This window comes from Nocardioides pinisoli (assembly GCF_024199985.1).
Taxonomy (GTDB): Bacteria; Actinomycetota; Actinomycetes; order Propionibacteriales; family Nocardioidaceae; genus Nocardioides; species Nocardioides pinisoli.
The window spans coordinates 49644-74793 of the sequence record NZ_JANARS010000003.1; the positions used below are offsets into that span (position 1 = coordinate 49644).

Annotated in this window: 26 protein-coding genes and 1 tRNA gene; 15 read left to right on the plus strand and 12 right to left on the minus strand. The window is 73.0% G+C overall.

The features are described 5' to 3' along the window. The first annotated feature begins 17 nt into the window (after positions 1-17). Together NCI01_RS07325 and pdxY are read left to right on the plus strand one after the other, a co-directional pair. The gene (locus tag NCI01_RS07325) at positions 18-791 is read left to right on the plus strand and encodes a dioxygenase family protein (RefSeq protein WP_254180831.1); all 774 of its coding nucleotides are present in this window, start codon (positions 18-20) and stop codon (positions 789-791) included. Positions 792-815: 24 nt separating this feature from the next. After that, entirely contained in the window at positions 816-1679 is an 864-nt protein-coding gene (pdxY, locus tag NCI01_RS07330; protein ID WP_254180832.1) for a pyridoxal kinase PdxY, read from the plus strand. Positions 1680-2088: 409 nt separating this feature from the next. On the opposite strand, the gene NCI01_RS07335 is transcribed toward pdxY, so the two are convergent. Beyond that, positions 2089-2160, minus strand: a tRNA-Thr gene (locus tag NCI01_RS07335). Between the two features lie 49 nt (positions 2161-2209). On the opposite strand from NCI01_RS07335, the gene NCI01_RS07340 reads away from it, so the two are divergent. Together NCI01_RS07340 and NCI01_RS07345 are read left to right on the plus strand one after the other, a co-directional pair. After that, positions 2210-4036, plus strand: coding sequence for an alpha-amylase family glycosyl hydrolase (locus tag NCI01_RS07340; protein WP_254180833.1), 1827 nt, complete (start codon positions 2210-2212; stop codon positions 4034-4036). Between the two features lie 50 nt (positions 4037-4086). Then, the gene (locus NCI01_RS07345; protein WP_254180834.1) at positions 4087-5295 is read left to right on the plus strand and encodes a DUF4032 domain-containing protein; all 1209 of its coding nucleotides are present in this window, start codon (positions 4087-4089) and stop codon (positions 5293-5295) included. On the opposite strand, the gene NCI01_RS07350 is transcribed toward NCI01_RS07345, so the two are convergent. From NCI01_RS07350 to cysS, 3 genes are read right to left on the minus strand one after another with little or no spacing between them, the layout of a single operon-like run. Beyond that, on the minus strand, positions 5279-6832 hold the full coding sequence (locus NCI01_RS07350) for a metallophosphoesterase (RefSeq protein ID WP_254180835.1): 1554 nt from the start codon (positions 6830-6832) through the stop codon (positions 5279-5281). The genes NCI01_RS07345 and NCI01_RS07350 overlap by 17 nt on opposite strands. A 2-nt stretch (positions 6833-6834) precedes the next feature. Further along, positions 6835-7791: a 23S rRNA (guanosine(2251)-2'-O)-methyltransferase RlmB gene (gene rlmB, locus NCI01_RS07355; RefSeq protein WP_254180836.1), complete on the minus strand. Its 957-nt coding sequence runs from the start codon at positions 7789-7791 to the stop codon at positions 6835-6837. 1 nt (position 7792) lies between these two features. Beyond that, entirely contained in the window at positions 7793-9208 is a 1416-nt protein-coding gene (gene cysS / locus NCI01_RS07360) for a cysteine--tRNA ligase (RefSeq protein WP_254180837.1), read from the minus strand. A gap of 110 nt (positions 9209-9318) precedes the next feature. On the opposite strand from cysS, the gene NCI01_RS22655 reads away from it, so the two are divergent. Continuing rightward, entirely contained in the window at positions 9319-10521 is a 1203-nt protein-coding gene (locus tag NCI01_RS22655) for a C39 family peptidase (RefSeq protein WP_254180838.1), read from the plus strand. A gap of 18 nt (positions 10522-10539) precedes the next feature. On the opposite strand, the gene NCI01_RS07370 is transcribed toward NCI01_RS22655, so the two are convergent. Then, positions 10540-12057, minus strand: a complete 1518-nt coding sequence (locus NCI01_RS07370) for a molybdopterin-dependent oxidoreductase (protein WP_254180839.1) — start codon at positions 12055-12057, stop codon at positions 10540-10542. Positions 12058-12093: 36 nt separating this feature from the next. On the opposite strand from NCI01_RS07370, the gene ispF reads away from it, so the two are divergent. Together ispF and NCI01_RS07380 are read left to right on the plus strand one after the other, a co-directional pair. Further along, entirely contained in the window at positions 12094-12579 is a 486-nt protein-coding gene (gene ispF / locus NCI01_RS07375) for a 2-C-methyl-D-erythritol 2,4-cyclodiphosphate synthase (protein WP_308213198.1), read from the plus strand. A gap of 8 nt (positions 12580-12587) precedes the next feature. Then, positions 12588-13271 (plus strand): IspD/TarI family cytidylyltransferase, encoded by a 684-nt coding sequence (locus tag NCI01_RS07380; protein ID WP_254180840.1) that lies wholly within the window; start codon positions 12588-12590, stop codon positions 13269-13271. Here NCI01_RS07380 and NCI01_RS07385 read toward each other — a convergent pair. Together NCI01_RS07385 and NCI01_RS07390 are read right to left on the minus strand one after the other, a co-directional pair. After that, a complete protein-coding gene (locus NCI01_RS07385) occupies positions 13252-13845 on the minus strand; it encodes a 2-C-methyl-D-erythritol 4-phosphate cytidylyltransferase (RefSeq protein ID WP_254180841.1) in 594 nt (197 codons plus the stop codon). The two genes, NCI01_RS07380 and NCI01_RS07385, sit on opposite strands and share 20 nt — an antisense overlap. 2 nt (positions 13846-13847) lie before the next feature. Then, the gene (locus NCI01_RS07390; RefSeq protein ID WP_056602200.1) at positions 13848-14333 is read right to left on the minus strand and encodes a CarD family transcriptional regulator; all 486 of its coding nucleotides are present in this window, start codon (positions 14331-14333) and stop codon (positions 13848-13850) included. A gap of 179 nt (positions 14334-14512) precedes the next feature. Between NCI01_RS07390 and NCI01_RS07395 the strand changes: the two genes are divergently transcribed. From NCI01_RS07395 to NCI01_RS07405, 3 genes are read left to right on the plus strand one after another with little or no spacing between them, the layout of a single operon-like run. Then, on the plus strand, positions 14513-15223 hold the full coding sequence (locus NCI01_RS07395; RefSeq protein WP_254180842.1) for a UbiA family prenyltransferase: 711 nt from the start codon (positions 14513-14515) through the stop codon (positions 15221-15223). Between the two features lie 21 nt (positions 15224-15244). Further along, a complete protein-coding gene (locus NCI01_RS07400) occupies positions 15245-15718 on the plus strand; it encodes a copper chaperone PCu(A)C (protein ID WP_254180843.1) in 474 nt (157 codons plus the stop codon). After that, entirely contained in the window at positions 15715-16458 is a 744-nt protein-coding gene (locus NCI01_RS07405; protein ID WP_254180844.1) for a phosphoglyceromutase, read from the plus strand. Before NCI01_RS07400 ends, NCI01_RS07405 begins: the two co-directional genes overlap by 4 nt. Before the next feature lie 209 nt (positions 16459-16667). Here the strand turns inward: NCI01_RS07405 and phoU are convergent, their stop codons facing one another. After that, the gene (phoU, locus tag NCI01_RS07410) at positions 16668-17318 is read right to left on the minus strand and encodes a phosphate signaling complex protein PhoU (protein WP_254180845.1); all 651 of its coding nucleotides are present in this window, start codon (positions 17316-17318) and stop codon (positions 16668-16670) included. A gap of 120 nt (positions 17319-17438) precedes the next feature. On the opposite strand from phoU, the gene NCI01_RS07415 reads away from it, so the two are divergent. The 3 genes from NCI01_RS07415 (at position 17439) to NCI01_RS07425 (ending at position 20374) form a co-directional block, all read left to right on the plus strand. Further along, the gene (locus tag NCI01_RS07415) at positions 17439-18680 is read left to right on the plus strand and encodes a sensor histidine kinase (RefSeq protein WP_254180846.1); all 1242 of its coding nucleotides are present in this window, start codon (positions 17439-17441) and stop codon (positions 18678-18680) included. Further along, positions 18677-19354 carry a response regulator gene (locus tag NCI01_RS07420; protein ID WP_254180847.1) on the plus strand — a complete coding sequence of 226 codons (678 nt, stop codon included), beginning with the start codon at positions 18677-18679 and terminating at the stop codon, positions 19352-19354. The genes NCI01_RS07415 and NCI01_RS07420 overlap by 4 nt, the downstream gene beginning before the upstream one ends. 102 nt (positions 19355-19456) lie before the next feature. Next, complete coding sequence (locus NCI01_RS07425) at positions 19457-20374, plus strand: DMT family transporter (RefSeq protein ID WP_254180848.1); 918 nt, start codon at positions 19457-19459, stop codon at positions 20372-20374. On the opposite strand, the gene NCI01_RS07430 is transcribed toward NCI01_RS07425, so the two are convergent. The 4 genes from NCI01_RS07430 to NCI01_RS07445 all read right to left on the minus strand — a co-directional run bounded on the left by NCI01_RS07430 (position 20371) and on the right by NCI01_RS07445 (position 23607). Then, positions 20371-20925 carry a type III secretion system chaperone family protein gene (locus tag NCI01_RS07430; protein ID WP_254180849.1) on the minus strand — a complete coding sequence of 185 codons (555 nt, stop codon included), beginning with the start codon at positions 20923-20925 and terminating at the stop codon, positions 20371-20373. The two genes, NCI01_RS07425 and NCI01_RS07430, sit on opposite strands and share 4 nt — an antisense overlap. Beyond that, positions 20922-22178 carry a D-inositol-3-phosphate glycosyltransferase gene (gene mshA / locus NCI01_RS07435; protein ID WP_254180850.1) on the minus strand — a complete coding sequence of 419 codons (1257 nt, stop codon included), beginning with the start codon at positions 22176-22178 and terminating at the stop codon, positions 20922-20924. The genes NCI01_RS07430 and mshA overlap by 4 nt, the downstream gene beginning before the upstream one ends. Positions 22179-22273: 95 nt before the next feature. Next, positions 22274-22672, minus strand: coding sequence for a hypothetical protein (locus NCI01_RS07440; RefSeq protein WP_254180851.1), 399 nt, complete (start codon positions 22670-22672; stop codon positions 22274-22276). A 50-nt stretch (positions 22673-22722) separates the two neighbouring features. Further along, entirely contained in the window at positions 22723-23607 is an 885-nt protein-coding gene (locus tag NCI01_RS07445; protein WP_254180852.1) for an RNase H family protein, read from the minus strand. Positions 23608-23648: 41 nt separating this feature from the next. On the opposite strand from NCI01_RS07445, the gene NCI01_RS07450 reads away from it, so the two are divergent. Both NCI01_RS07450 and NCI01_RS07455 read left to right on the plus strand, forming a co-directional pair. Further along, complete coding sequence (locus tag NCI01_RS07450) at positions 23649-24401, plus strand: SDR family NAD(P)-dependent oxidoreductase (RefSeq protein ID WP_254180853.1); 753 nt, start codon at positions 23649-23651, stop codon at positions 24399-24401. Between the two features lie 59 nt (positions 24402-24460). Further along, positions 24461-25150: an aspartate/glutamate racemase family protein gene (locus NCI01_RS07455; RefSeq protein WP_254180854.1), complete on the plus strand. Its 690-nt coding sequence runs from the start codon at positions 24461-24463 to the stop codon at positions 25148-25150.

The following is a 25150-nucleotide window of genomic DNA, read 5'->3' on the forward strand; positions in this document are numbered from 1 at the left end:
AAACTATTGAGGATGTCATGACCAGTCCCATGCCCGCCCTGTACATCGGCCACGGCGCGCCGCCGCTGCTCGACGACCCGATCTGGTCCGGCCAGCTCGCCGCCTGGGCGAATGACCTGCCGCGACCGAAGGCGATCCTGATCGTGTCGGCGCACTGGGAGTCGGCGCCGGTGAGCCTGTCGGCCAGCGGCGCCCCGCTGGTCTACGACTTCGGCGGGTTCGCGCCGAAGTACTACCGGATGACCTACGAGACGCCGGACGCCACCGCGCTGGCGCAGCGCGTCGCGCAGATGATGCCGAGCACCGAGCCGGTGCACCAGCACACCTCGCGCGGCCTCGACCACGGGGCCTGGGTGCCGCTGAAGATCATGTATCCCGAGGCCGACGTCCCGGTGCTCCAGATGTCGCTCCCGACCGACGACCCGCACCGCCTGATGAAGCTCGGCGAGCGGCTGCGTCCGCTGCGCGAGGAGGGCGTGCTGATCATCGGCTCCGGCTTCCTCACCCACGGCCTGCCGTTCCTCGAGGAGTTCCGCATCGAGGCCACTGCTCCCGGCTGGTCGGTCGACTTCGACCTCTGGGCGGCCGACGCCCTCGCCCGCGGCGACGTGGACGCCTTGTCGGCCTACCGGTCCGAGGCGCCCGGCATGCCCTACGCCCACCCGACCGTCGAGCACTACACGCCGCTGTTCGTGACGCTGGGCGCGGCGACGGCCGCCGACGAGCCCGGCACCCAGGTCATCGACGGCTACTGGATGGGGCTCTCGAAGAGGTCCCTCCAGGTCGCCTGAGCGTCCACGGCTAGTCTCGAAGCCGTGCGCGTCCTCTCGATCCAGTCCCACGTCGCCTACGGCCACGTCGGCAACTCCGCGGCCGTCTTCCCGCTCCAACGCCTCGGCCACGAGGTGTGGCCGGTGCTGACGGTGAACTTCTCCAACCACACCGGCTACGGCGCGTGGCGCGGGCCGCTGATCGCGGCCCAGGACGTCGCCGAGGTGATCACCGGCATCGGCGAGCGCGGGGCCTTCGAGACCTGCGACGCGGTGCTGTCCGGCTACCAGGGCTCCCCCGAGATCGCGGACGTCATCGTCGACGCGGTCGCGCAGGTCAAGGCCGCCAACCCCGACGCGACCTACACCTGCGACCCGGTGATGGGCAACGCCACCTCGGGCTGCTTCGTCAACCCGGCGATCCCCCCGAAGTACCGCTCGACGGTGATCCCGGTCGCCGACGTGCTGACCCCCAACCAGTTCGAGCTCGGCTTCATCACCGACCGCGACGTCCTCAGCGGCCCGTCCTCGCTCGACGACATCCTGTCCGCCGTCGAGGAGGTGCGCGGGCTCGGCCCGTCGACCGTGCTCGTCACGTCGGTCGACCGCGAGGGCGCCGACGACGGCGTCATCGAGATGCTCGCCGTCACCGCCGACGGCGCCTGGCTGGTGACGACGCCCCGCCTGCCGATGAAGGCCAACGGGTCCGGCGACATCACCGCCGCGCTGTTCACCGCCCACCTCCGGACGACCGGCTCCCCCGCCGACGCCCTCGCCCGCACCGCGTCCTCGGTCTTCGCCGTGCTCAAGGAGACCCTCGACTCCGGCGAGCGCGAGCTGCGCCTGGTCGCCGCCCAGGACGCCATCGCCTCGCCCGCCTGCGAGTTCGAGGTGACCCAGGTCCGCTGACCCCGGACAGCCGCCCTCGCGGGGGCGCGAGCGTGGCGGCACATGGCAGATGCCAGACCTGCGTGCGCGTGATCTGCCGCCACCACCGACCGGTGACGTCCTTCGGTGGCGGCACATCGCAGGCGAACGGCCACCCCGAGTGCGCTCTGCCGCCACTCATCGGCCGGCGCCGTCCCTCGGTGGCGGCACATCGCAGATGCCAGACCTACGCGCGCGTGATCTGCCGCCACCACCGACCGGCGCCGTCCCTCGGTGGCGGCACATCGCAGATGCCAGACCTACGCGCGCGTGATCTGCCGCCACCACCGACCGGCGCCGTCCCTCGGTGGCGGCACATCGCAAGCGAACGGCCACCCCGAGTGCGATCTGCCGCCACTCATCAGGCCGGCGCCGCCGTTGGATGCATCGGAGCCGCGTGAGAGATTCGAACTCTCGCAACCCAATTTACAAGATTGGTGCTCTACCCCTGAGCTAACGCGGCGTACGCCCGAGGGCGCGGCGGCCATCCTAGGTGAGGAAGGATGTGGCCCGTGAGCCTCCTCCACGACCCCCACCACGACGGGTCCCCGTTCTACGTCTCCGACGAGGCGCCCGAGCTCGGCACCAGCGTGACGGTCCGGGTGCGCACGAGCGCCGCCGACCCGGTCGAGGCCGTCTGGCTGCGCACGACGTACGACGCCGAGCCGGTCTTCCACCCGATGAGCGCCACCACCGCCGGCGACGTCGTCTGGTGGGAGGGCGAGCTGCCGGTGCACAACCCGGTGACGCACTACCGCTTCCTCCTCGTGCGAGGCGTGGAGCAGGAGTGGCTCACCGGCGCCGGGCCGGTCGGGCACGACCTCCCCGACTCCACCGACTTCCGGATCGCCGCCCACCCGCCCGCGCCCGACTGGGGACGGGACGGCGTCGTCTACCAGGTCTTCCCCGACCGCTTCGCACGCTCCGCGGCCGCCGACGGGCGCGAGGTGCCCGACTGGGCGCTGCCGGCCGAGTGGGACGACGAGGTGGTCTTCGAGGGCAGCGACCCGCGCACGCCGATGCAGCTCTACGGCGGTGACCTCGACGGCGTCGTCGAGCGCCTCGACCACGTCGCCGCGGTCGGCGCCGACATCCTCTACACGACGCCCGTCTTCCCCGGCGAGAGCAACCACCGCTACAACGCGACGACCTTCACCGAGGTCGACCCGCTGCTCGGCGGCAGCGAGGCCTACGCCCGGCTGAGCGCCGCGGTCCACGAGCGCGGCTGGCGGATCCTGGGCGACCTCACGACCAACCACACCGGCGACACCCACGAGTGGTTCCTCTCGGCGGTCGACGACCCCCGTGACCCGCACCGCTCCTTCTACTACTTCGACGACGACGGCACCTACGCCAACTGGATGGGCCACGGCACGCTGCCCAAGATCAACCACGCCAACCTCGACGTGCGCCACGCGATGGTCGACGGGCCCGACTCCGTCGTCGGCCGCTGGCTCCAACCTCCGTACGACGTCGACGGCTGGCGCATCGACGTGGCCAACATGACCGGTCGCCTCGGCGCGATCGACGTCGCCCACGAGGTCGCCCGCACGGTGCGCGCCACCGCGGCCGCCCTCCACGAGGACCCGTGGGTGATCGGCGAGCACAACCACGACGCCAGCGGCGACGTCGACGGCGACGGGTGGCACGGCACGATGAACTACTCGGGCTTCTCGTGGCCGGTGTGGTCGTGGCTGCGCGACCCGGCATCGCCCGCGCGCCCCTTCGGCCGCCCGGTGCCGGTCCCCCGGCGCGAGGGCGCGGCCGTGGTCGACACGTTCCGGGCCTGGCAGGGCGCGCTCGGCTGGCGGGCCACCGCGTCGAGCTGGAACATCCTCGGCTCCCACGACTCCGCCCGCATCCGCACCGTCGTCGGCGGCGACGCCTCGGTCCACCGGGTCGCGGCCGGCCTGCAGTTCACGATGCCGGGCGTCCCGATGGTCTTCGCCGGCGACGAGATCGGGCTCGAGGGCGTCAACGGCGAGGACGCCCGCCGCCCCATGCCCTGGCACCGCCGCGAGGAGTGGGACGAGCAGACGCTGACGACGTACGCCGACCTGGCCCGGCTGCGACGCGAGCACCCGGCGCTCCGCCGGGGCGGGCTGCGCTGGGCCCACGTCGACGCGGACACGATCGCCTACCTGCGCGAGCACCCCGAGCAGACCGTCCTCGTGGTGGCGCGCAGAGCGGCGGCCCCGGGCTTCTCGCTACCGCTGGAGCCGGGTCGACACGTCTTCGGCTCGGAGCCCGGCGGGGCCGACCTGGCCGCGGGACCCGATGGCATCGAGGTACCGTCCGCGACCGGTCCCCGCATCGACGTGTGGAGTCTTCCGGACTGAGCGGGTCTCGACGCGCCCGTCACGGCCTCGTGGGCCGCTAGTGTCATCGCATGGCCATGCGGATCGTCGCCAGCCGGCCCGACCCGGCGATCCTGCGCCTGCCCTGGCACCTGCCGCTGGAGGAGTGGCCGGACGACGTCGTCATCCCGCTGCCCCGCGGCCTCTCGCGCCACGTCGTCCGGATCGTGCGGCTCGGCAGCAGCGTCTACGCCGTCAAGGAGACCAACGACGACATCGCCTTCCGGGAGTACCGGATGCTGCGCGACCTGCAGCGCATGGGCATGCCGTCGGTCGTGCCGCAGGGCGTCGTCACCGGCCGAGAGGACCGCGACGGTGAGGACCTGCCCGCGGCCCTGATCACCCACCACCTGAAGTTCTCGCTGCCCTACCGCAGCCTCTTCAGCCGCGGGATGGACGCCGAGCACGTGCCGACGCTCATCGACGCCATCGTCGTGCTGCTGGTCCGGCTGCACCTCGGAGGCTTCTACTGGGGCGACGTGTCGCTGTCCAACGTGCTCTTCCGCCGCGACGCCGGCGCGCTCGCCGCCTACCTCGTGGACGCCGAGACCGGCGAGCTGCACGAGGCGGTCGGCGACCGGCTGCGCGACTACGACATCACCGTGGGCTGCGAGAACATCTTCGCCGAGCTGATGGACCTCAGCGCGAGCGGCGCGGTGCAGCGCCCCATCGACGGCTTCGAGATCATCGACCACCTCCGCTCGCGCTACGAGGCGCTGTGGCGCGAGCTGACCGACCTCGAGGAGTTCGGCGCCGACGAGATGTGGCGCATCGAGCGTCGCGTCGAGCGGCTCAACGACCTCGGCTTCGACGTCGACGAGCTCGACATCGTCACCGACCTCGGCGGCGACACCATCCGCATCCAGCCCAAGGTGGTGGACCTCGGGCACCACACCCGCGAGCTGCGCGACCTGACCGGCATGACGGTCGAGGACAACCAGGCGCGCAGGATCCTCAACGACATCGCGTCCTTCACCGCCCACTACGACCTCGGCCGCGAGGACCGCCACGTCGTCGCCAGCCGCTGGATGCACGAGATCTTCGAGCCGATCATGGCGATGATCCCGCCCGACGCCACCGGCAAGCTCGAGCCGGCCGAGGTCTTCCACGAGATCCTCGAGCACCGCTGGTACCTCTCCGAGCAGGCCGGTCACGAGGTCGACATCCACGCGACCGCCAGCGACTACATCGACCGCTTCCTCACGGCCAAGCCCGACGAGGCCATCACTGGTCAGGTGTGACCGGGGCAGGGGTGACCGGCTCCCACTCGCCGACCTGCCACGAGCCGTTGGTGCGCAGCCGCACCCACTGGAGACCGACCGGCCGTCCGTCGGCGTAGGTGATCAGGCTGACCTCCGCGTCGCGGCGCGGCTTGCTGCCGAGCGCGATGGCGTACGCCGCCCCGCCCGTCGTGCCGGTGGTCCACGAGTAGCCGAGCGAGCCGTCCGCGGCTCCCGTGCCGTCCTCCCCCTCGACGGGGTCCGGGCCGCTCTGGACGTGGGTGTGGCCACCGACCACGAGGTCGACGCAGCCCCGGGCGAGCGCCTCGTCGCCGAGGTTGGCGTCGTGGACCAGCATCGTGCTGACCCGCTCGCCGTCGTCGGCCGCCTCGCAGGCGGCATCGGCGAGCCGGTCCCCCACCTCGTTGAAGCTCAGGCCCGTCTCGTCGCGCCAGTTGCCGAGCCCGCTGCTGCGGGGGTCGTCGACCCCGAGGAGGGTGCCACCCCACGGGGCGTCGACCACCTCCCCGTCGAGCATGGTCCACCCGAGGTCGGCGAGGTAGGTGCTGACGAAGGTGCCGTGGTCGTGGTTGCCCGCGACGCCGAAGCGATCCCAGTCCTCGAAGGCCGCGTGCACAGAGTCGAGGCTGAAGGCCTCCCACGGCTGGCCGGTCGAGGTGTCGTCGCCCGCGTCGAGCACCACGCTCGCCCCGGCGGCGTCACCGATGGCCCGTGCCACGCGGTCCATGCCGATGTTGTCGTGCCGGTCGCTGACCAGCAGGGCCACGGTCTCGCCCTCCTCGGGCGTGCGCAGGCCCCGCTCGGGGAGGTCGGCCGCCTCCTCCGCCGCGGTGGAGTAGAACTCCTTGCTCTTGTCGTAGGTGTCCACAGCGCTGAGCACCAGCCGCTTGCTCTGCGTCGTGACCAGGCCGGTGCGCACCTCGATGTCGCGCGCCTCCTCCGGGAGCGCGACACCGGGCCCGACCAGCTCCTCCAGCGTCTGCCAGCTGCCCTGGCCCTTCTGCGTCGCCTCGTCGCGCTCCCACGGCTGCCACACCAGGAGCGGGAGCGTCAGCAGCAGGGCGAGGGCGAGCAGTCCCTGCCTCGTGCCGAGCCCCCGGAAGAGCTCGCCGCGGCGGTGGCGCCCCAGGAGCAGGAAGACCGCGACCGGCAGCAGCCCGACCCCGAGGCCGCGCAGGACGGCCGACACGGCCATGTCCAGGACGACGCCCTGCACCTTGTCGATCGGCGCGGTCGGGTCACCGGCGATCAGCGCGTAGCGCTCGACCAGCTCCTCGATCGACCCGACCTCGGTCTTGCCCAGCGTCAGCCTCACCCCGAGCGGACCGACGTCGCGGAAGCGCAGGTCGGGCAGCAGCGGCCCGGTCTCGACGACGGCGTCGCGCGCCAGCGTGGGACGTACGACGGTGTCGTGGCCGACGAGGACCACGGTCCGGCTGCTGTTGAGGAACAGCGACACCGCGACGACCAGCCCGAGCGCGGTGCTGCCTGCGAGGAGCACCGCGCCGACGAGGAGCCGGCGTGGGGTGGAGCCCATGGCTACAGGCGTGCCTGCGAGATCGCGTAGAGGGCGACCGAGGCGGCCACCCCGGCGTTGAGCGACTCGAGCTGTCCGGCCATCGGGATCGACACGACCTGGTCGCACGTCTCCGCGACCAGACGGCTCAGCCCCTTGCCCTCGGACCCGACGACCACCACCAGCGGGCCCTCGGCCAGGCCGCCGGGCGCGACGAGCTCGGGGAGCGAGATGTCGCCGTCGGCCGCGAGGCCCACGACCATGCAGCCCGCGTCCTGGTAGGCCTTGAGCTGGCGGGTGAGGTTGACCGTCTGGGCGATGGGGAGGCGCGCGGCAGCGCCTGCGCTGGTCTTCCACGCCGAGGCGGTCATGCCGGCCGCCCGTCGCTCCGGGATCAGCACGCCGTGCGCCCCGAAGCCGGCCGCCGAGCGCACGACCGCACCCAGGTTGCGCGGGTCGGTGACCGAGTCGAGGGCGACGACCAGCGCCGGCTCCTTCGCCTCGGCAGCACGCTCGAGCAGGTCGTCGGCGTGGGCGTACTCGTAGGCCGGCAGCCGCGCCGCGAGGCCCTGGTGGACGGCGCCCCCGGTCATCCGGTCCATCTCGTTGCGGGTCACTTCGAGCAGGGTCAGGCCCTGCTCGGCGGCGAGCTTGAACGCCTCGCGCATCCGGCCGTCGCGCTCCGCGCCCTCGGCGACGTAGATGCCCGCGACCGGCACGCCGGCCTGCAGCAGCTCGACGACCGAGTTGCGCCCGGCGGCCCACTCGGCGTCGGAGGTCGTCCGGCGCTTCGGGCGGGTCGACTTGTCGCGCTCGGCGCGCTTGGCCGCCTTGTGCGCCTGGTGGTAGGGGCGATCCTTGGCCTTGGGCGTGGGCCCGCGGCCCTCGAGACCCCGGCGCACGCGTCCGCCCGAGCCGGCCGTGGGGTTGCCCTTGCCGGTCTTCTTGATGGCGCCCTTGCGCTTGGAATTGCCTGCCACGTCACACGCTCCCTGCATTGATCGACCACCGTGGGCCGGCCGGGGTGTCCTCGACCTCGAGCCCGGCGTTCTTGATCTGGTCACGGATGGTGTCCGCGCGCGCCCAGTCCTTGGTCTCGCGGGCGGCTGCGCGCTCGGCGAGCAGCCCCTGGACGAGGACGTCGACCACGGCCGTCAGCCGGTCGTCGGCCCCGCCGGTGGGCCACGCCTCGTCGGCCGGGTTGAGCCCGAGGACGTCGAGCATGGCGATGACCTCGCCGAACTTCTGGCCGAGCGCGTCCGAGGCCCCGTCGGCGAGCAGGCGGTTGCCCTCGCGCACCGAGTCGTGGATGACCGCCACCGCGGCGGGGGTGCCGAGGTCGTCGTCCATCGCCTCGCGGAACGTGTCGGGCACCGAGGCGAACCACGTGCCCACGACCGGGGCGGCGCGGTCGAGGAAGTCCTCGATGCGCCGGAACGCCTTGGCCGACTCCTCGAGCGCCTCGAAGCTGAACTCGACGTGCGAGCGGTAGTGGGCCGCGACGATGTAGTAGCGCAGCTCGATGCCCCGCACGCGCTCGAGCACCGACGGGATGAGCATCGAGTTGCCCAGCGACTTGCTCATCTTCTCGCCGGCGGTGGTGATCCAGGCGTTGTGCAGCCAGTACGACGCGAACGGGCGGCCCGCAGCACGCGACTGGGCCTGCTCGTTCTCGTGGTGCGGGAAGCGGAGGTCGACGCCGCCGCCGTGGATGTCGAAGGCGGGGCCGAGGTACTTCCCGGCCATCGCCGAGCACTCGATGTGCCACCCGGGCCTTCCCCGACCCCACGGGGAGGGCCAGGAGGCGGTCTCCGGCTCCTTCCCCAACTTCTGGCCCTTCCACAGGGCGAAGTCGCGCGGGTCGCGCTTGCCGCGCGGGTCGGCGTCACCGGCGGGCTCCATGTCCTCCACCCGCTGGCGGGTCAGCTCGCCGTAGGCCGACCAGCTGCGCACGTCGAAGTAGACGTCGCCACTGCCGTCCTCGGCAGCGTACGCGTGGCCGCGCGCGATGAGCTGCTCGATCAGCTCGACGATCTCCGGGACGTGCCCGGTCGCTCCCGGCTCGTAGGTCGGCGGCAGCACGTTGATGGCGGCCAGGGCCGCGTCGAGCTCGCGCTTCATCGCCGAGGCGAGGGCGTACCAGTGGACGCCCTGCTCGGCCGCCTTGGCCAGGATCTTGTCGTCGATGTCGGTGACGTTGCGGATGAAGTCGACCTCGTGGCCGGTGGCGGCGAGCCAGCGGCGGAGCACGTCGAAGTTGACCGCCGACCGCACGTGCCCGACGTGCGGCTCCGACTGCACGGTCAGCCCGCACACGTAGATGCCGGCCCGGCCCGGGGTGAGCGGGACGAAGTCGCGGGTCTCGCGCGTCGCGGTGTCGTGGAGCCTCAGAGTCACCGGGCAAGTCTAGGGTGACCGGGTCGATCCCCCGGCTTCGTCGGCGGTCGCGCTCCCGCGGGCCGTGTGACTCCTGAGACGTGTGGGACATTCCGGGTTATCGTCGACCGGTGCTCCGACGTGTCGCGGTCCTCGCCCTCCCCCTCCTGCTGGCCACCCCGTTCGCCCCGGCGGCGACCGCGGCCGACGAGCCCTCGGCCAGGCAGCGCGCGACGCCGCAGGTCGACCTCACGTCGTGGAGCAGCTACCGCGACCTCAAGACCGGCCAGCGCACGGGCCTCAAGCTGGGCCGCGGCCAGGTGTCCCTGCTGCGCGCCAGGCCGCGCACCGTCGCCGGCAAGGCCTACGAGGCCGGCACCTGGACCTCCCCCTGGGCCTCGCCGGGCTTCGGCGCGACCGCGGTCATCCCGTCGTGGGAGGCCACCACGCCCGGTCGCACCCTGGTGCGCGTCGAGCTCCGAGCGCAGGACGCCAGCGGGCGCACCGGCACCTGGGACACCGTCGCCGACTGGGCGCGCACCGACCGTCCCGTCCCCCGCCGGACCTACTCCGGCCAGACCGACGACCTCGGCCGCGTCAGCGCCGACACCTGGTTCGCCACCTCCGCCGTGACGTCGTACCAGCTCCGGGTCACCCTCATGCGGCCGAAGGGGTCGAGCAAGGCGGTCAGCCTCGAGCGCGTCGGCGCGGTCGCCTCCGCCGACGCCTCGGCGGCCCGTCCCACCTCGCAGCCCGGCCCGGCGGCCGGCACCGTGCTGCCCGTCCCGACCTACTCGCAGATGGTCCACAGCGGCCACTACCCCGCCTGGGGCGGTGGCGGCGAGGCCTGGTGCTCCCCCACCTCGCTCGCGATGGTGCTCGCCTACCACGGCATCGCCCCCACGCCCACCGGCATCACCGCCGGCCACGCGGACGCCGTCGTCGACCACACCGCCAAGATGGTCTACGACCACGGCTACCGCGGCACCGGCAACTGGGCCTTCAACACCGCCTACGCCGCGACCCTCGTCGGCGGCGACTCCTACGTCACCCGCATGCGCGACCTCCGCGAGGCCGAGGACTTCATCGCCGCCGGCGTGCCCCTGATCGTGTCGATCGCCTTCGGGCGCAACCAGCTCGCCGGCGCCCCGATCTCGGCGAGCAACGGCCACCTGTTGGTCGTCGTCGGCTTCGAGGCCGACGGCGACGTCGTGGTCAACGACCCCGCCGGCGCGACCAACGCCGAGGTGCGCCGCGTCTACGACCGCGCCCAGTTCGAGCGGATCTGGATCGCCGCCTCCGGCGGGACGGCGTACGTCGTCCGCAACAGCTGAGCGGTCCCGCTGCGGGGCTCAGACCGCGCTGAACTCCACCGTGTGCCAGCCGGTGGCCCCGTCGGGGTCCGGGGAGCGGAGGACGCTCGTCTGGGTCTCGCCGTCCTTGCCGGTCGCCCGGACCCGGACCTCGTGGTCGCCCTCGGGCACGTCGATCGTCGCCCTCCACTGCACCCAGGTGTCCACCGACGGGACGCCGCCGAGCTCGGCCGGGGTCCACGCACCGCCGTCGACCTGCACCTCGACGGAGTCGATGCCGGTGTGCTGGTGCCAGGCCACGCCGCCGAACGACACGGCGCCGGTCGGCACCTCGTCGCCCGCGCGGGGTACGTCGATGCGCGAGGCGATCTTGACCGGCCCCTCGGCGGACCAGCCCTTGGTCGTCCAGTAGCCGGTCGACCGGGCGAACGTGCTCACCTCGAGGTCGACGACCCACTTGGTCGCCGACACGTAGCCGTAGAGGCCCGGCACGATCGTGCGCACCGGGAAGCCGTGCTCGATGGGCAGCGGGCGACCGTTCATCGCGACGGCGAGCATGGCGTGGCGGTCGTCGGTCAGCGCCTCGAGGGGCGTCGCGCAGGTCCAGCCGTCGTGGGAGGTCTGGAGCACGCAGTCGGCGTCGTCGGAGACCCCGAGGCCCGCCAGCAGGTCGGCGATCCGGATGCCGCTCCAGCGGGCGTTGCCCACCAGGTCGCCGCCGACCTCGTTGCTCACGCAGCTGAGCGTGATCCACGCCTCCGTCATCCGGCGCGCGACGAGGTCGGAGTAGGTAAGCGTGAGCTCGCGGTCGACCATCCCGTGGATGCGCAGCGACCAGTCCTCGGGCTCGATGGTCGGCTTCGCGATGGTCGTGTCGATCAGGTAGAAGTCCTCGTCGGGCGTCTGCCACGGGGTGATCCCGGCCAGCCCGACGGAGGTGCCGGCCGGGGGCTGGCGCCGGGTCACCCCGGGGATGCGCAGCAGCCGGCGACTCACCTCGACGTGACGGCGCCCCGCACCGACCAGGCGTCCCGCGACGGCGATGCCGACCGCCGCGACCGAGACGGCGCCGGCGACCATGAGGAAGACGCGTCGCTCGTGCGACTCCAGCTCGGGCCGCCGCCGACCCCGGTCGAGGGCGTCGGTGAGGGCCGAGTGCAGGGTCACCCAGGTGAGCAGGCCGACCGCGACCGGCAAGGCGTCGACCGCGCCGGCTCCCCGCTGGCTCAGCACGGCGGCCAGGCCCAGCCCAGCGAGCGGGAACCAGACGAGCAGCGGCCGGTACCACCCGCCGCGACCGAGCTCGCCGGCGAGCGCGAAGAGGCCCAGCAGCAGGAGCAGGATGACGCCGATCAGGAACGGCTTGTCGAGGTGGCCCAGCACGGCGATGGCACGCTCGGCCACCGGTCCGGGCGTGAGCCGGATGACCCCCTCGGCCACCGCGACGACCGGCGCGTCCCGGATGGTGAGCACCATCGCGGTCGCATAGCTGGTCGCCAGACCGGCGAGACCGGCCAGCACTCCGGCGAGCACCCAGGGAGGACGGCGAGCGGTCACGGCACCATTGTGACGGGCGTCCGGCATGATGCCGACGTGACCTCCCCTCCTCCCGTCCCGCGGATCGGCATCGGCACCGACGTGCACCGGCTCGTCGCTGGCGTCCCCATGCACCTCGCGGGCCTGGCCTGGCCGGACGAGCCGGCCGGTCTCGAGGGCCACTCCGACGCCGACGTGGCGGCCCATGCGGCGTGCGACGCCCTCTTCTCCGCCGCCGGGATCGGCGACCTGGGCAGCAACTTCGGCACGTCCGCACCGGAGTGGGCGGGCGCGTCGGGGGCCACGCTCCTGGCGGAGACCGCGCGCCGGGTGCGCGCCCAGGGCTGGGAGATCGGCAACGTCGCCGTGCAGGTCATCGGCAACGTCCCCCGGCTGGGCCCGCGCCGCGACGAGGCCGTCGCGGCGCTCTCGGCAGCCCTCGGGGCTCCGGTCAGCCTGTCCGCCACCACCACCGACGGCCTCGGGCTGACCGGCCGCGGCGAGGGCGTGGCCGCGATCGCCACCGCGCTCCTCACCCGCTGAGGAGCGCCGTGTCCACCGCTGTCGTCATCCTCGCCGCCGGCTCCGGCAGCCGCGTCGGAGCCGCGGTCAACAAGGTCCTCCTGCCGCTGCGCGGGGTCCCCGTGCTGGTGTGGTCGGTGCGCGACGCGCTCGCGCTGCCCGACGTACTCCGCCTCGTGCTCGTCGTGCGCCCCGAGGACCGCTCAGCGGTCGAGTCGGCCGTCGCCCCGCACCTCGCCGACCGCGAGGTGCACGTGGTCGACGGTGGCGCGACCCGGCATGCGTCGGAGTTGGCCGCCCTGCGGGTGCTGGCCCCCGAGATCGAGGCGGGCGAGGTCGACGTGGTGGTCGTCCACGACGGCGCCCGGCCGCTGGCGGGGCTTCCCCTGTGGCAGGCCGTGGTCACCGCCGCCCGCCAGGTGGGCGGCGCGATCCCGGTGGTCCCGGTGACGGGGCTGGTCGGCGTCGACCTCGGCCCCGTCGACGCGAGCGTGGGCGGCGTGCAGACGCCGCAGGCCTTCCGCGCTCGCGACGTGCTGGCCGCCTACCGCGCGGCGGCGGACGACGGGTTCGAGGGCACCGACACCTCGGCCTGCGTCGCTGCCTACCGCGACGTCGACGTGGCAGCGGTCGCCGGCAGCCCGCTCAACCTCAAGGTCACCTTCCCCGAGGACGTCGCGCTCGCGGAGGAGCTCAGCCCGACCGGGCCGTGAACGCGTCGAGGAGGCGTACGTCGTCGGGCGAGGACACCCGCCTGGCCTCGGGGGGCGCCTCCACCGTCTCCACCGCGTGACCGGCCGCGGCCAGGTCGGCGACGGCTCGGGCCAGGTCGGTCGACGGCGGGCCGGGAAGCGACGCGAGGACCGCGGCGGGGATGACGAGCGGGGACGCGACGGCGAGGAGGGCGTCGCGGTCGAGCGTCTCGCCGACCACCTGCCCCGCGTCGCCGTCGGCCAGCACCTTCACGGTGTCGGTCACCGGGCGGACGCCGACCACCGGACGGCCCGTCGCACGCGCGCGCTCGAGGCAGGCGCCGATGAACGCGGCCGGGGTCATCGGGCACAGCGAGTCGTGGAGCACGAGGTCCTCCCCGGACTCGACGAGCGCCTCCCAGGGGACGGTCGCGTCGACGAGGTCGACCCCGGAGTCGCCGAGTGCCCAGGCCGCGCAGGCCACCAGCGCCTCCCCGTGGATGAGCGCGTAGGGCAGGCTCCCGCGCCCCTCGTCCAGAACGAGACCGAGGCCCCGGGGAACGTCGTCCCAGGGGCCTCGGTCAGCGTCGTCCACGCTCAGGAGGCGAGCACCTCGTCGAGCATGGCCTCGGCCTTGTCCTCGTTGGTCTTCTCGGCGAGCGCGAGCTCGGAGACCAGGATCTGGCGGGCCTTGGCGAGCATGCGCTTCTCGCCGGCGGAGAGGCCGCGGTCACGCTCGCGGCGCCACAGGTCGCGCACGACCTCCGACACCTTCATCACGTCACCGGAGTGCAGCTTCTCCAGGTTGGCCTTGTAGCGGCGCGACCAGTTGGTCGGCTCCTCGACGTGGGCCGCGCGCAGCACGTCGAAGACGCGGTCGAGGCCCTCCTTGTCGACGACGTCGCGGACGCCGACGAGATCGAGGTTGCAGGCCGGGACGCGCACGACCAGGTCCTGCTGTGCGACGATCCTGAGGACGAGGTACTGCCGGTCCTCTCCCTTGATCGTCCGCATCTCGATGTCCTCGATGACCGCGGCCCCGTGATTGGGATAGACGACCGTTTCGCCAACGGTGAAAGTCATATGTTCAGTTCCCCTTCCTAGGTGAACATTCTAACACGGCTCCGAGACACCTCCAGACGCGTTTGCGCAGGTCAGAGGCCCTGTCCGGGCTTGACAGATCGCGTGTTGCTGTGGTGCGCGCCCTGCGCGGGACCGTCGTTCGCCTGTCACCGGACCGGTGCTGGTCCATACTGCGGCCCATGCCTCGGGCCCTCGTGACGACGCCGTCGCTGCTCCTCGTCCGAGCGGCACACCCGCGCCAGGCGGTGGTCACCGCTGCCGTCCTGGCCACGGCCGCGGCCGTCGCCGGCCGGCCGCTCAGGGAGGTCGGGCTGGTCGCCGCCACGGTGCTCGTCGGACAGGCGCTGCTGGGCTGGTCCGACGACCTCGTCGACCGCGAGCGCGACGAGCGCCGCAGCCCCGACAAACCGCTCGCCGGGGGGCGGCTGGACCCGGGCACGGTGGGGTTCGCGCTGACGTGCGCCGCGCTGCTCGTCCTCCCGCTCGCCGTGGCCCACGGCCGCCGCGCCGGAGCGACGTACCTCGCCCTCCTCGTGGTCTCCGCGGTCGGCGACCGGTTCCTCCACGCCCGGGCTGTGTCCTTCGTGCCGTGGATGGCGAGCTTCGCGCTCTACCCCGCCTTCCTGGCGTACGGCGGCTGGGCGGGCGTCGGCGCACCGACGCCGCCCACGCCCGTGATGGTCGCCCTGGCCGCGGCCCTGGGGCTGGGCGTCCACGTGCTGCTCGCGCTGCCGGGCCTCGTGGACGACCACGAGGAGGGCGAGAAGTCGTTCCCGTTGCTGGTCGCGCTGCGCACCGGCACCCCGCGCCTGCTCGTGCTGGCGGGCGCGTGGACGGCCCTCGCGGTCGTCGCGATCCTGATCGCAGGGCGCACCGTCGGGCTCACCTGAGCCGACGCTAGGCTGTCCGCCATGCGACTCCGATCCCTCGCGACCGCCGCCGCGGTCATCGCGCTCGCCGCGCCGCTCACCTCCTGCGGGTTCGACTACGCCACCGAGCGCGACTACACCCCCGCCGGCGGCAGCAACAACCGCGAGGGCGTGGTCGACCTGCTCTCCGCCGTGGTGGTCTCCGGCACCGAGGGGTCCGGGACGTTCGTGGCCTCGCTGTCCAACAACGACGGCTCCGAGGAGCAGAGCCTCACCGGCATCTCCGGGGGCGACGGCACGACCATCGAGGCGGCCGAGTTCGAGCCCGTCACGATCCCCGCCGACGGCCTGGTCAACCTGGCCGAGCCGCCCGCCGACATCGTCCTGACCGGCGACTTCACCGCGGGCGACTTCATCCCGCTGGCCGTCGAGTTCGGCAACGGCGAGCGCATCTCGCTCAACGTCCCCGTCGTCGCCAACGACACCGGCTACTGGGAAGGCATGGACGCCTCATGACGCACACGCTCGTCCTGCTCCGCCACGGCGAGAGCGAGTGGAACGCCAAGAACCTCTTCACCGGCTGGGTCGACGTCGACCTCACCGAGAAGGGCCGCGCCGAGGCGGTCCGCGGGGGCGAGCTCCTGGTCGAGGCCGGGCTGCTGCCCGACATCGTGCACACCTCGCTGCAGCGCCGCGCGATCACCACCGCCCACCTGTCCCTCGACGCCGCCGACCGCCACTGGATCCCGGTGAAGCGCTCCTGGCGCCTCAACGAGCGCCACTACGGCGCGCTCCAGGGCAAGGACAAGAAGCAGACGCTGGCGGAGTTCGGCGAGGAGCAGTTCATGCTCTGGCGCCGGTCTTTCGACACCCCGCCGCCGCCGCTCGACGACTCCTCGGAGTTCTCCCAGGCCTCCGACCCGCGCTACGCCGACCTCGGCGACGAGCTGCCCCGCACCGAGTGCCTCAAGGACGTCATCGCCCGCTTCCTGCCGTGGTGGGAGGCCGAGATCGTGCCCGACCTGCGCTCCGGGCAGACGGTCCTGGTGGCTGCCCACGGCAACAGCCTCCGCGCGCTCGTCAAGCACCTCGACGGCATCAGCGACGAGGACATCGCGGGCCTCAACATCCCGACCGGCATGCCGCTGGTCTACCGCCTCGACGACGACATGCGTCCCACCGTGGTCGGCGGCGAGTACCTCGACCCCGAGGCCGCTGCCGCAGCCGCCGCAGCCGTCGCCAACCAGGGTCGCTGACCAGAGCCCGCTCCCGCGCGCGCCGTCGTACGACCCGCCCGCGAGCGGTGTGTGAGGCGGGTTCCTGCCGAACGAAACCCGCCTCACGCACCGCCCGGGCGCGCGCCGTCGTACGACACGCCCGCGAGCGGTGTGTGACGCGGGTTCCAGCCGAACGAAACCCGCCTCGCGCACCGCTCGGGTGAGCAGCGCGGGCGGCGGGGCGTACGTCAGTCGCGCGGGGGCATGTCGCCGGTGACGACGAAGACGACCCGGTTGGCGACCGAGACCGCGTGGTCGGCGATGCGCTCGTAGTAGCGGCCGAGCAGGGCGATGTCGACCGCGGCCTCCACGCCGTGCTTCCAGTCGGTGGAGAGCAGCTCGGTGAAGGAGCGGCGCCGCAGCTGGTCCATCACCTCGTCGTCGCGGCCGAGCTCGATGGCCGCCTCGACGTCACGGTCGACGATGATGCTGCGCACCCGGCGCACCATGTCCTCGGCGGTGCGCGCCATCTGCTCCATGGTCGGCCGCAGCTCGTCGGGCACCGCGACGGACGGCACCCGGAGGCGGGCGATCTTCGCGACGTGGACCGAGAGGTCGCCCATCCGCTCGAGCTCGCTGACCATCCGCAGCGCGGAGACGATCATCCGCAGGTCGCCGGCCACCGGCTGCTGCAGCGAGAGCAGCGCGAACGACGTGTCGTCGACCCGCTCGCGGGCGGCGTCGATCGCCTTGTCGTTGCTGATCACCTGGTCCGCGGTGTGCACGTCGCCGGTCATCAGCGCCTTGGTGGCCTCTCGTACGGCGACCTCGACCTGTCCGCAGATGTCGGACAGGTCGGCGAAGATGCCGTCGAGCTGGTCATGGAAAGCCTCACGCATGACGCGCACTCTAGGGAGCCCAAGCGAACAGATGTGCGTGCTCGATGAACGAGGGGTGAACACTCCGTGCCCCGTGTCCGTCCGGGCCGGGCGCCCGCTCCCGGTGCGTACGATGTGAGCGTGGATCCGACGACGCAGGCTGCCCTGGCGGCACTCGTCGGAGCCATCGTGGCGGGCGGCGCGGTGCTCGCCTGGCACATCAGCGACCGGCAGCGCCACACGCTCCCCGAGGCCGAGGAGCCGGTCATCCAGGAGGGCGTCGCGGCCGTCCTGAGCATCCTGCGCTCGAGCGCCGTCGTCGTCGACGAGTCCGACCACGTCCTCAAGGCCTCGGCGCCGGCCTACGCCTTCGGGCTGGTGCGCGGCGACACCGTCCTGGTCCAGGAGCTGCTCGACCTCATCGCGCAGGTGCGCCGGGACGGGCAGATCCGCGAGAGCGACCTCGACATGCCCGCACCCGACGGCGGGTTCACCCGCACCCTGACCGCCCGCGTCGCCCCGCTGGGCGCCCGGCTGGTGCTCGCGCTCGTCGAGGACCGCACCCGCGAGCGCCGCGTGGAGGCCGTGCGCCGCGACTTCGTGGCCAACGTCAGCCACGAGCTCAAGACCCCGGTCGGGGCGATCCGGCTGCTCGCCGAGGCCGTCACCGACGCCTCCGACGACCCCGAGGCCGTCCAGCGCTTCGCCGGGCGCATGCTCACCGAGAGCGACCGGCTCTCCAAGCTGGTCCAGCAGATCATCGAGCTGTCCCGGCTGCAGGGCCACGACCCGCTGGAGAAGCCCGTCATGGTCGACATCGACGCCGCGGTGGCGACCGCCGTCGACACCAGCGCCATGGAGGCGGCCGCCAAGCAGATCACCGTGGAGTCCCGCGGCGAGCCGGGCCTGGAGGTCTTCGGGTCGCAGGAGCAGATCGGCGCGGCGATCAGCAACCTCGTCGCCAACGCCGTCGCCTACTCCAACGAGGGCTCGCGCGTGGTCGTCACCACCCGCGCCGAGGGCACGCAGGTGCAGATCTCCGTGGTCGACCAGGGCATCGGCATCCCGGCCGAGGACATCGACCGCATCTTTGAGCGCTTCTACCGCGTCGACCCGGCGCGCCACCGCTCGACGGGCGGCACCGGCCTCGGCCTGTCGATCGTCAAGCACGTCGCCGCCACCCACGGCGGCGACATCGCGGTGTGGTCGGTGCAGGGCCAGGGCTCGACCTTCACCCTCACCCTCCCCCACCACTCCGAGCCCGACCAGGGCTCCGGTGGCACCACCCCGGTCGAGGTCGTCGCCCCGGCGCGACCCGGCACCGACCCCGAGCCAGAGCCAGAGCCCGATCCGCGCAGGACCCAGCAGGAGACAACCAGATGACCCGCGTACTCGTCGTCGAGGACGAAGAGAGCTACAGCGACGCCCTCGCCTACATGCTCCGCAAGGAGGGCTACGAGGTGGCGATCGCCGCCGACGGCAACACCGCCCTCACCGAGTTCGACCGCTTCGGCCCCGACATCGTGCTGCTCGACCTGATGCTCCCCGGCATCCCGGGCACGGAGGTCTGCCGCCAGATCCGGCAGACGTCCTCGGTGCCGGTGATCATGGTCAGCGCCAAGGACGACGAGGTGGACAAGGTCGTCGGGCTCGAGCTCGGCGCCGACGACTACGTCACCAAGCCCTACTCCCCGCGCGAGCTGGTCGCCCGCATCCGCGCCGTCCTGCGTCGCGGCCACGAGCCCGAGCTGATGCCCGACACCCTCGAGGCCGGCCCGGTGCGGATGGACGTCGAGCGCCACGTCGTCACGGTCGACGGCACGGAGCAGCGGCTGCCGCTCAAGGAGTTCGAGCTGCTCGAGATGTTCCTGCGCAACCCCGGCCGCGTGCTCACCCGCGGCCAGCTCATCGACCGCGTCTGGGGCTCGGACTACGTCGGCGACACCAAGACCCTCGACGTGCACGTCAAGCGGCTCCGCGCCAAGCTCGAGCCCGACCCGGGCGAGCCGAAGTACCTCGTCACCGTCCGGGGGCTCGGCTACAAGCTGGACCTCTGAGCCCGGAGGGCTCGCCGGTCCAGCGGCGCGAGCGGCGGGATGTCGTCGTACGACGTCCGAAAAGCGCTGGCGGCTGGTCATGACCGTACCTAGCCTTGACCCGTGACGACCACGACCGAGACCGCCGGGAGCCGACCCACCACCACCGCCCCGGCCCCCTGGCTGCCGGTGACCGCGGGTGCCATCACCCTCGTCATGTGGGCCTCGGCCTTCGTGGTCATCCGGCACGTCGCGCACGACGTCAGCCCCGGCGCGATCGGCTCGGGCCGCCTCCTCGTCGCCGCCCTCGTGGTGCTGCCGCTGGTGCTGCGGCGCGGCTGGGTGCGTCCCACCCGTCGCGAGTGGACGCTGCTGCTCGCGGGCGGCGTCGGCTGGTTCGGCGTCTACAACCTCGCCCTCAACGCCGGTGAGCGCCACGTCGACGCCGGCACCGCCGCGATGATCATCCAGATCGGACCCGTCATCGTCGCCCTGCTCGCCATCCCGCTGTTCGGCGAGCGGCTCCACGCCTGGCTGCTCGGCGGCATGGTCGTCGGCTTCGCCGGCGTGGCCGTGATCGCGCGCGGCTCCTCCACGCAGGCCGATGCCAGCCTCCTCGGCGTGGGCCTCGTGCTGGTCGCCGCCGTGATGTACGCCGTCGGGGTGCTGACGCAGAAGGTCCTGCTGCGCCGCATCCCGTCCGTCCAGGTCGTGTTCGTGTCGTTCCTGATGGGCGCCCTGACCTGCCTGCCCTTCTCCGGGGACCTGCCGGGGATCGTCGCCGACGGCGGCGCCGAGCTGTGGTGGATCCTCTACCTGGGCGTGTTCCCCACCGCGGTCGCCTTCACCACCTGGGCCTACGCGCTGACCCACACCGACGCCGGGGCACTCTCCCTGACGACGTTCCTGGTGCCCGGCATCGCCACGCTCGTGGCCTGGCTGACCATCGACGAGGTGCCGCCCACGCTGAGCTTCGTCGGCGGCGCGCTGGCCATCGTCGGCGTGCTCATGACCCGCCGCCGGCCGAAGGCGGCGCGCTAGGCCTCGAGCCAGCCCCGGAAGGCCTCGAGGTTGCGGGTGGACTCCCCGCGCGAGACCCGCCACTCCCACTCCTTGCGGATCGAGGAGGCGAAGCCGAGCTCGAGGATGGCGTTGAACGACTCGTCGGCGTTGGCGAGCACGGAGCCGAGGATGCGGTCGAGCTCGTCGGGGTCGATCGACGCGAGCGGGAGCCGCGCCTCGAGGTAGATGTCGCCGTGGCGGTCCACGGCGAACGAGACGGCGTACATCCTGAGGTTGCGCTCGAGCAGCCACCGGTGGACGCGCGCGTGGTTCTCGTCGGGGTTGCGGCACACGAAGGCGTGCACCCCGAGCGCGTGGGCGCCGACATCGAGGCGCAGCGGCGTCTGGAGCTTCTTCTCCCCCGGCAGCGTGAGCGAGAAGCTCGCGCCCTCGACGCCCTCGCGGGCCGTCTCGTCGTGCTCGATCCCGTTCGCGGCCAGGTAGTCGCGGACGACGTCGACGGCGGCGGAGGTCTCGGAGGCGGCGGACGAGGAGGCGGACGGGGAGGCGGACGGAGAGGGGGCGCTCATGAGGCCATCTCAGCACGCATGCGCCCGCCGGCCCGCTCGTAGGCCAGCAGCGTGCGCTCGGCGGTGCGCTCCCAGGAGAAGTCCTGGGCGTGGGCGACAGCGCCGCGGCCGAGCCGCGCCACGAGCACCGGGTCGTCGATGAGCCGGCGCAGGCTCGCGGCCCAGTCGCGGGGCTCGTGCGTGGCGACCAGGAGCCCGCTCACGCCGTCACGGACCACCGTGGTGAGCCCGCCGACGGCGGCGGCGACCACCGGGGTGCCGGTGGCCTGCGCCTCCACGGCGACGAGGCCGAACGACTCGTTGTAGGACGGCACGGCGACGGCGGTGGCGGCGGACGTCCACACGGCGAGCTCGGCCTGGCTCACCGGCGGGACGAACCGCACCACGTCGCCGATGCCCAGGTCGCTCGCCAGGTCGGCGAGGGCGGTCGGGTGCTCGAGCCCGGAGCCGGACGGTCCGCCCACGACAGGCACGACGAGCCGGCTGCGCAGCGACGGGTCCTCCTCGAGCAGCACGGCCACCGCCCGCAGCAGCACGTCGGGCGCCTTGAGCGGCTGGATGCGGCCGGCGAACAGGAGCACCGCCGCGTCCTCGGCCAGCCCGAGCTCGCGCCGGGCCGCCCCCCGGCCGCGCGGGGCGAAGACCGTGAGGTCCACCCCGGGATGGATCACCTCGACCGAGCCGGGGCTGGCGTCGTAGAGGTCGATGAGCTGGCGCGCCTCGGTGTCGGTGTTGGCGACGAGCAGGTCGGCCGCCTCCACCACCTGCTCCTCACCGATCACCCGGGACAGGGGCTCGGGGGTGTCCCCGTCGGCGAGCGCCTCGTTCTTGACCTTGGCCATGGTGTGCATCGAGTGGACGAGGGGGACGTTCCACCGGTCCCGGGCGAGGGCGCCGACCTGACCGGAGAGCCAGTAGTGGGAGTGGACGGCGTCGTAGTGGCCGAGCGGCTGCATGGCCTCGGTGCGCAGCACCTCACGGGCGAAGGTGCACAGCTGGCCGGGCAGCTCGCCCTTGGTGAGCCCCTCGAACGGGCCGGCGGCCACGTGGCGGACGAGCACGCCGTCGGCCGCCTCGACGACCTGCGGGAGGCTGGAGGAGGTGGCCCGGGTGAAGACGTCGACGGCGATGCCCTGCTCGGCCAGGCGCCGGGAGAGCTCGATCACGTAGACGTTCATGCCGCCCGCGTCGCCCGTGCCGGGCTGGTCCAGCGGTGAGGTGTGCAGGCTGATCATCGCGACCCGCTCGCCCACGTGGTGCCTCCTCGAGACCTCGACTGCGCGCGCCCCGGACAGGGCACCTCAGGCACAACCCCGCGAGGCGTCCCGGGATTCCCGAGCGGCGCGGGTCAGCGGGCGTGCGCGCCGGTGGGAGTGCGCCGGGCGGCGCGACGGCCACTGCGGCGGCCGGCGGACCGGCCACGGCTGCGCACGAGCCCGAGACCACCGACGGCGGCTGCCACGACGCCCCACGAGCCGTCGTACCACGGAGCGCCGTCCGGGCGGAACGCCTCGATCACCGACAGCGCCAGCAGGCCGGACGCCACGCCGACGACCGCGCGCACGGCCACGGCGTCACCCTTGACCAGCGTGGTGCCGAAGGCGGCCGAGGCGACCAGCACGCACGCGAGGCCGAGCAGGTGGAGGGTCCCGGTGAGGAGGCCGTCACCGCCACCGAGCAGCGCGTGCAGGATCCAGAGCACGCCGCCCAGGAGAGCGAGCGACGCGGCGAGCTTCGCAGGAGGCATCGCACGAGTGTGCCACGGCTCACCCCTCCGGGCGGTCGCGGGGGCGTTCCTCAGGGCTCGTCGGTGCCCTGGTGGAAGCGCTGCTGCCACTGCCCGCCGGCGCGCACCCACAGGCTGCTGCGCAGCGTGGAGCGCTCGTCGGCCAGCGCCCGCCAGAGGAGCAGGATCGTGTCGCGGTCGACCCGCTCCACGGACACCACGTCGAGGCTGACCGGCTTGATCGGGCCGATCTCGGCGAGCAGGTCGTCGCGGGTCCAGAGCCGGCCCGAGCGGCCGACCTCCTGCCACGCGGGGTGGAGCAGGGCCGCCACCGCGGCCGGGTCGCCCCTCACCTCGTCGGTGAGCAGGGCCCGCTCCATGGCGACGACGTGCTCCTCGTCGGTCGGCGTCGGCTCACCCCCGAGGTCGCTGAACAGGTCGGGCTCCTCCTCGACCTGCCCGACCTCGGCGGCCGGGTGCGCGACGCTGCTCCCCGCGAAGCCCGGGCCGGCGTCGGGCTCGACACCGCGCTGGTACGCCGACGCGGCGGCGTTGGCGCGCCTGTCAGCCGCCTCGTTGAGCTCGTGGCCGGCGTGGCCCTTCACCCACTCGAAGCGGACCCGGTCGCGGCGGCCCTCCATGGCGGCGTCGAGCGCCTTCATCAGCTCGACGTTGAGCACGGGCTTGCCGTCGCTCTTCTTCCAGCCCTTGCGCTTCCAGCCCGGCATCCACTTGGTGATCGAGTCGATGACGTACTTGCTGTCGCAGAAGACGTGCAGCTCGTCGTCGACGTGGGCGGTCTGCTGGAGGAGGTCGAGGACCGCCATCAGCTCGCCCATGTTGTTGGTCCCGCGCGGCCAGCCGCCGGACGCCCAGCAGTCGTCGTCGACGTACCACGCCCAGCCGGCCGGGCCGGGGTTGCCGAGTGCCGAACCGTCAGCCGCCGCGATGATCACCCGGACATCTTGGCAGCACGGGTCCTTGGCAGGATGGCGGCATGACCTCCGAGCAGACACAGGCCCGCACCGCCGTCGTGACCGGCGCCTCGAGCGGGATCGGCGCCGCGACCGCCCGCGCCCTGGCGGCGGAGGGGTTCCGCGTGATCTGCGCGGCCCGCCGCACCGAGCGCATCGAGGACCTCGCGGCCGAGATCGGGGGCGAGGCCGTCACCTGCGACATCACCGACCAGGCGTCGGTCGACGCGCTCGCGGCGGCCGTGCCGGTCTGCCACGTGCTGGTCAACAACGCCGGCGGTGCCGTCGGCGTCGACCGGGTGGACGGCGCCGACGTCGACGCGTGGCGCTGGATGTACGACGTCAACGTGCTCGGGCTGGTCCGGGTGACCAAGGCGCTGCTCCCCGCGCTCCGGGCCAGCGGCGACGCGGTGATCGTCAACGTCGGGTCGACGGCCGGGCGCTGGGCCTACGAGGGCGGCGCGGGCTACACCGCGGCCAAGCACGGGGTGAAGGTGGTGACCGAGACGCTGCGGCTCGAGCTCAACGGCGAGCCGGTGCGGATCAGCGAGGTCGCCCCCGGGATGGTCCGCACCGACGAGTTCTCGCTCGTCCGCTTCGGCGGGGACCAGGAGCGTGCCGACGCGGTCTACGCCGGCGTCGACCAGCCGCTGCTCGCCGAGGACGTCGCCGACGCCATCGCGTGGGTCGCCACCCGGCCCTCCCACGTCGACATCGACGAGCTCGTCATCAAGCCGCGTGCCCAGGCTGCCGCGCACAAGGTCCACCGCTCCTGACGCTGCGCAGCAGGCGAGACGGGGACGGCTGCGGGCGTGCACGTGGGAGACTGCCGCGCGTGAAGACCATCGGACTCGTCGGCGGCATGAGCTGGGAGAGCAGCGCGGTCTACTACCGCGACCTCAACCTCGGGATGCGGGAGCGGCTCGGCGGGTTGTCCTCGCCGAAGCTCGCCCTCACCACCGTCGACTTCGCGGAGGTCACCCACCTCGAGGACGACGAGCGCTGGGACCAGGTCGGGCTGCTGCTCGCCGACGCCGCCCGCGGGGTGGAGCGCGCCGGCGCCGACTTCCTGCTGCTGTGCACCACGACCTTCCACAAGGTCGCCGACCAGGTCGAGGAAGCCGTCGGGATCCCGCTGCTCCACCTCGGCGACGTGGTGGCCGAGGCGGTCCGCGCCGCGGGCGTCGAGACCGTCGGGCTCATCGGCACGAAGGTCGCGATGACGGAGTCGTTCTTCGTCGACCGGCTCCAGGACCACGGGCTGTCGGTGGTGGTCCCCGACGCCGGGCACCACGACTTCCTCAACGACGCGATCTACGAGGAGCTCGTGCACGGCGTCGTGCTCCCCCGCACGCGCAGCCGGGTCGTGTCGATCATCGAGGAGCTCTGGGACGCGGGCGCGGGCGGCGTGCTGCTCGGGTGCACCGAGCTCGAGCTGCTGGTCAAGCAGGCCGACGTCGAGCTGCCGGTCTTCCCCTGCACGACGCTCCACGTCCAGGCCGCGCTCGACGCGGCGCTCGCCTGA

Bases quoted from the DNA above. Each gene is read 5' to 3' on its own strand.
- NCI01_RS07325 (WP_254180831.1), top strand. From the start codon at position 18: ATGACCAGTCCCATGCCCGCCCTGTACATCGGCCACGGCGCGCCGCCG.
- NCI01_RS07345 (WP_254180834.1), top strand. From the start codon at position 4,087: ATGGCCATGCGGATCGTCGCCAGCCGGCCCGACCCGGCGATCCTGCGC.
- NCI01_RS07350 (WP_254180835.1), bottom strand. From the start codon at position 6,832: ATGGGCTCCACCCCACGCCGGCTCCTCGTCGGCGCGGTGCTCCTCGCA.
- NCI01_RS07390 (WP_056602200.1), bottom strand. From the start codon at position 14,333: ATGACTTTCACCGTTGGCGAAACGGTCGTCTATCCCAATCACGGGGCC.
- NCI01_RS07395 (WP_254180842.1), top strand. From the start codon at position 14,513: ATGCCTCGGGCCCTCGTGACGACGCCGTCGCTGCTCCTCGTCCGAGCG.
- NCI01_RS07400 (WP_254180843.1), top strand. From the start codon at position 15,245: ATGCGACTCCGATCCCTCGCGACCGCCGCCGCGGTCATCGCGCTCGCC.
- NCI01_RS07405 (WP_254180844.1), top strand. From the start codon at position 15,715: ATGACGCACACGCTCGTCCTGCTCCGCCACGGCGAGAGCGAGTGGAAC.
- phoU (WP_254180845.1), bottom strand. From the start codon at position 17,318: ATGCGTGAGGCTTTCCATGACCAGCTCGACGGCATCTTCGCCGACCTG.
- NCI01_RS07420 (WP_254180847.1), top strand. From the start codon at position 18,677: ATGACCCGCGTACTCGTCGTCGAGGACGAAGAGAGCTACAGCGACGCC.
- NCI01_RS07430 (WP_254180849.1), bottom strand. From the start codon at position 20,925: ATGAGCGCCCCCTCTCCGTCCGCCTCCCCGTCCGCCTCCTCGTCCGCC.
- NCI01_RS07440 (WP_254180851.1), bottom strand. From the start codon at position 22,672: ATGCCTCCTGCGAAGCTCGCCGCGTCGCTCGCTCTCCTGGGCGGCGTG.
- NCI01_RS07450 (WP_254180853.1), top strand. From the start codon at position 23,649: ATGACCTCCGAGCAGACACAGGCCCGCACCGCCGTCGTGACCGGCGCC.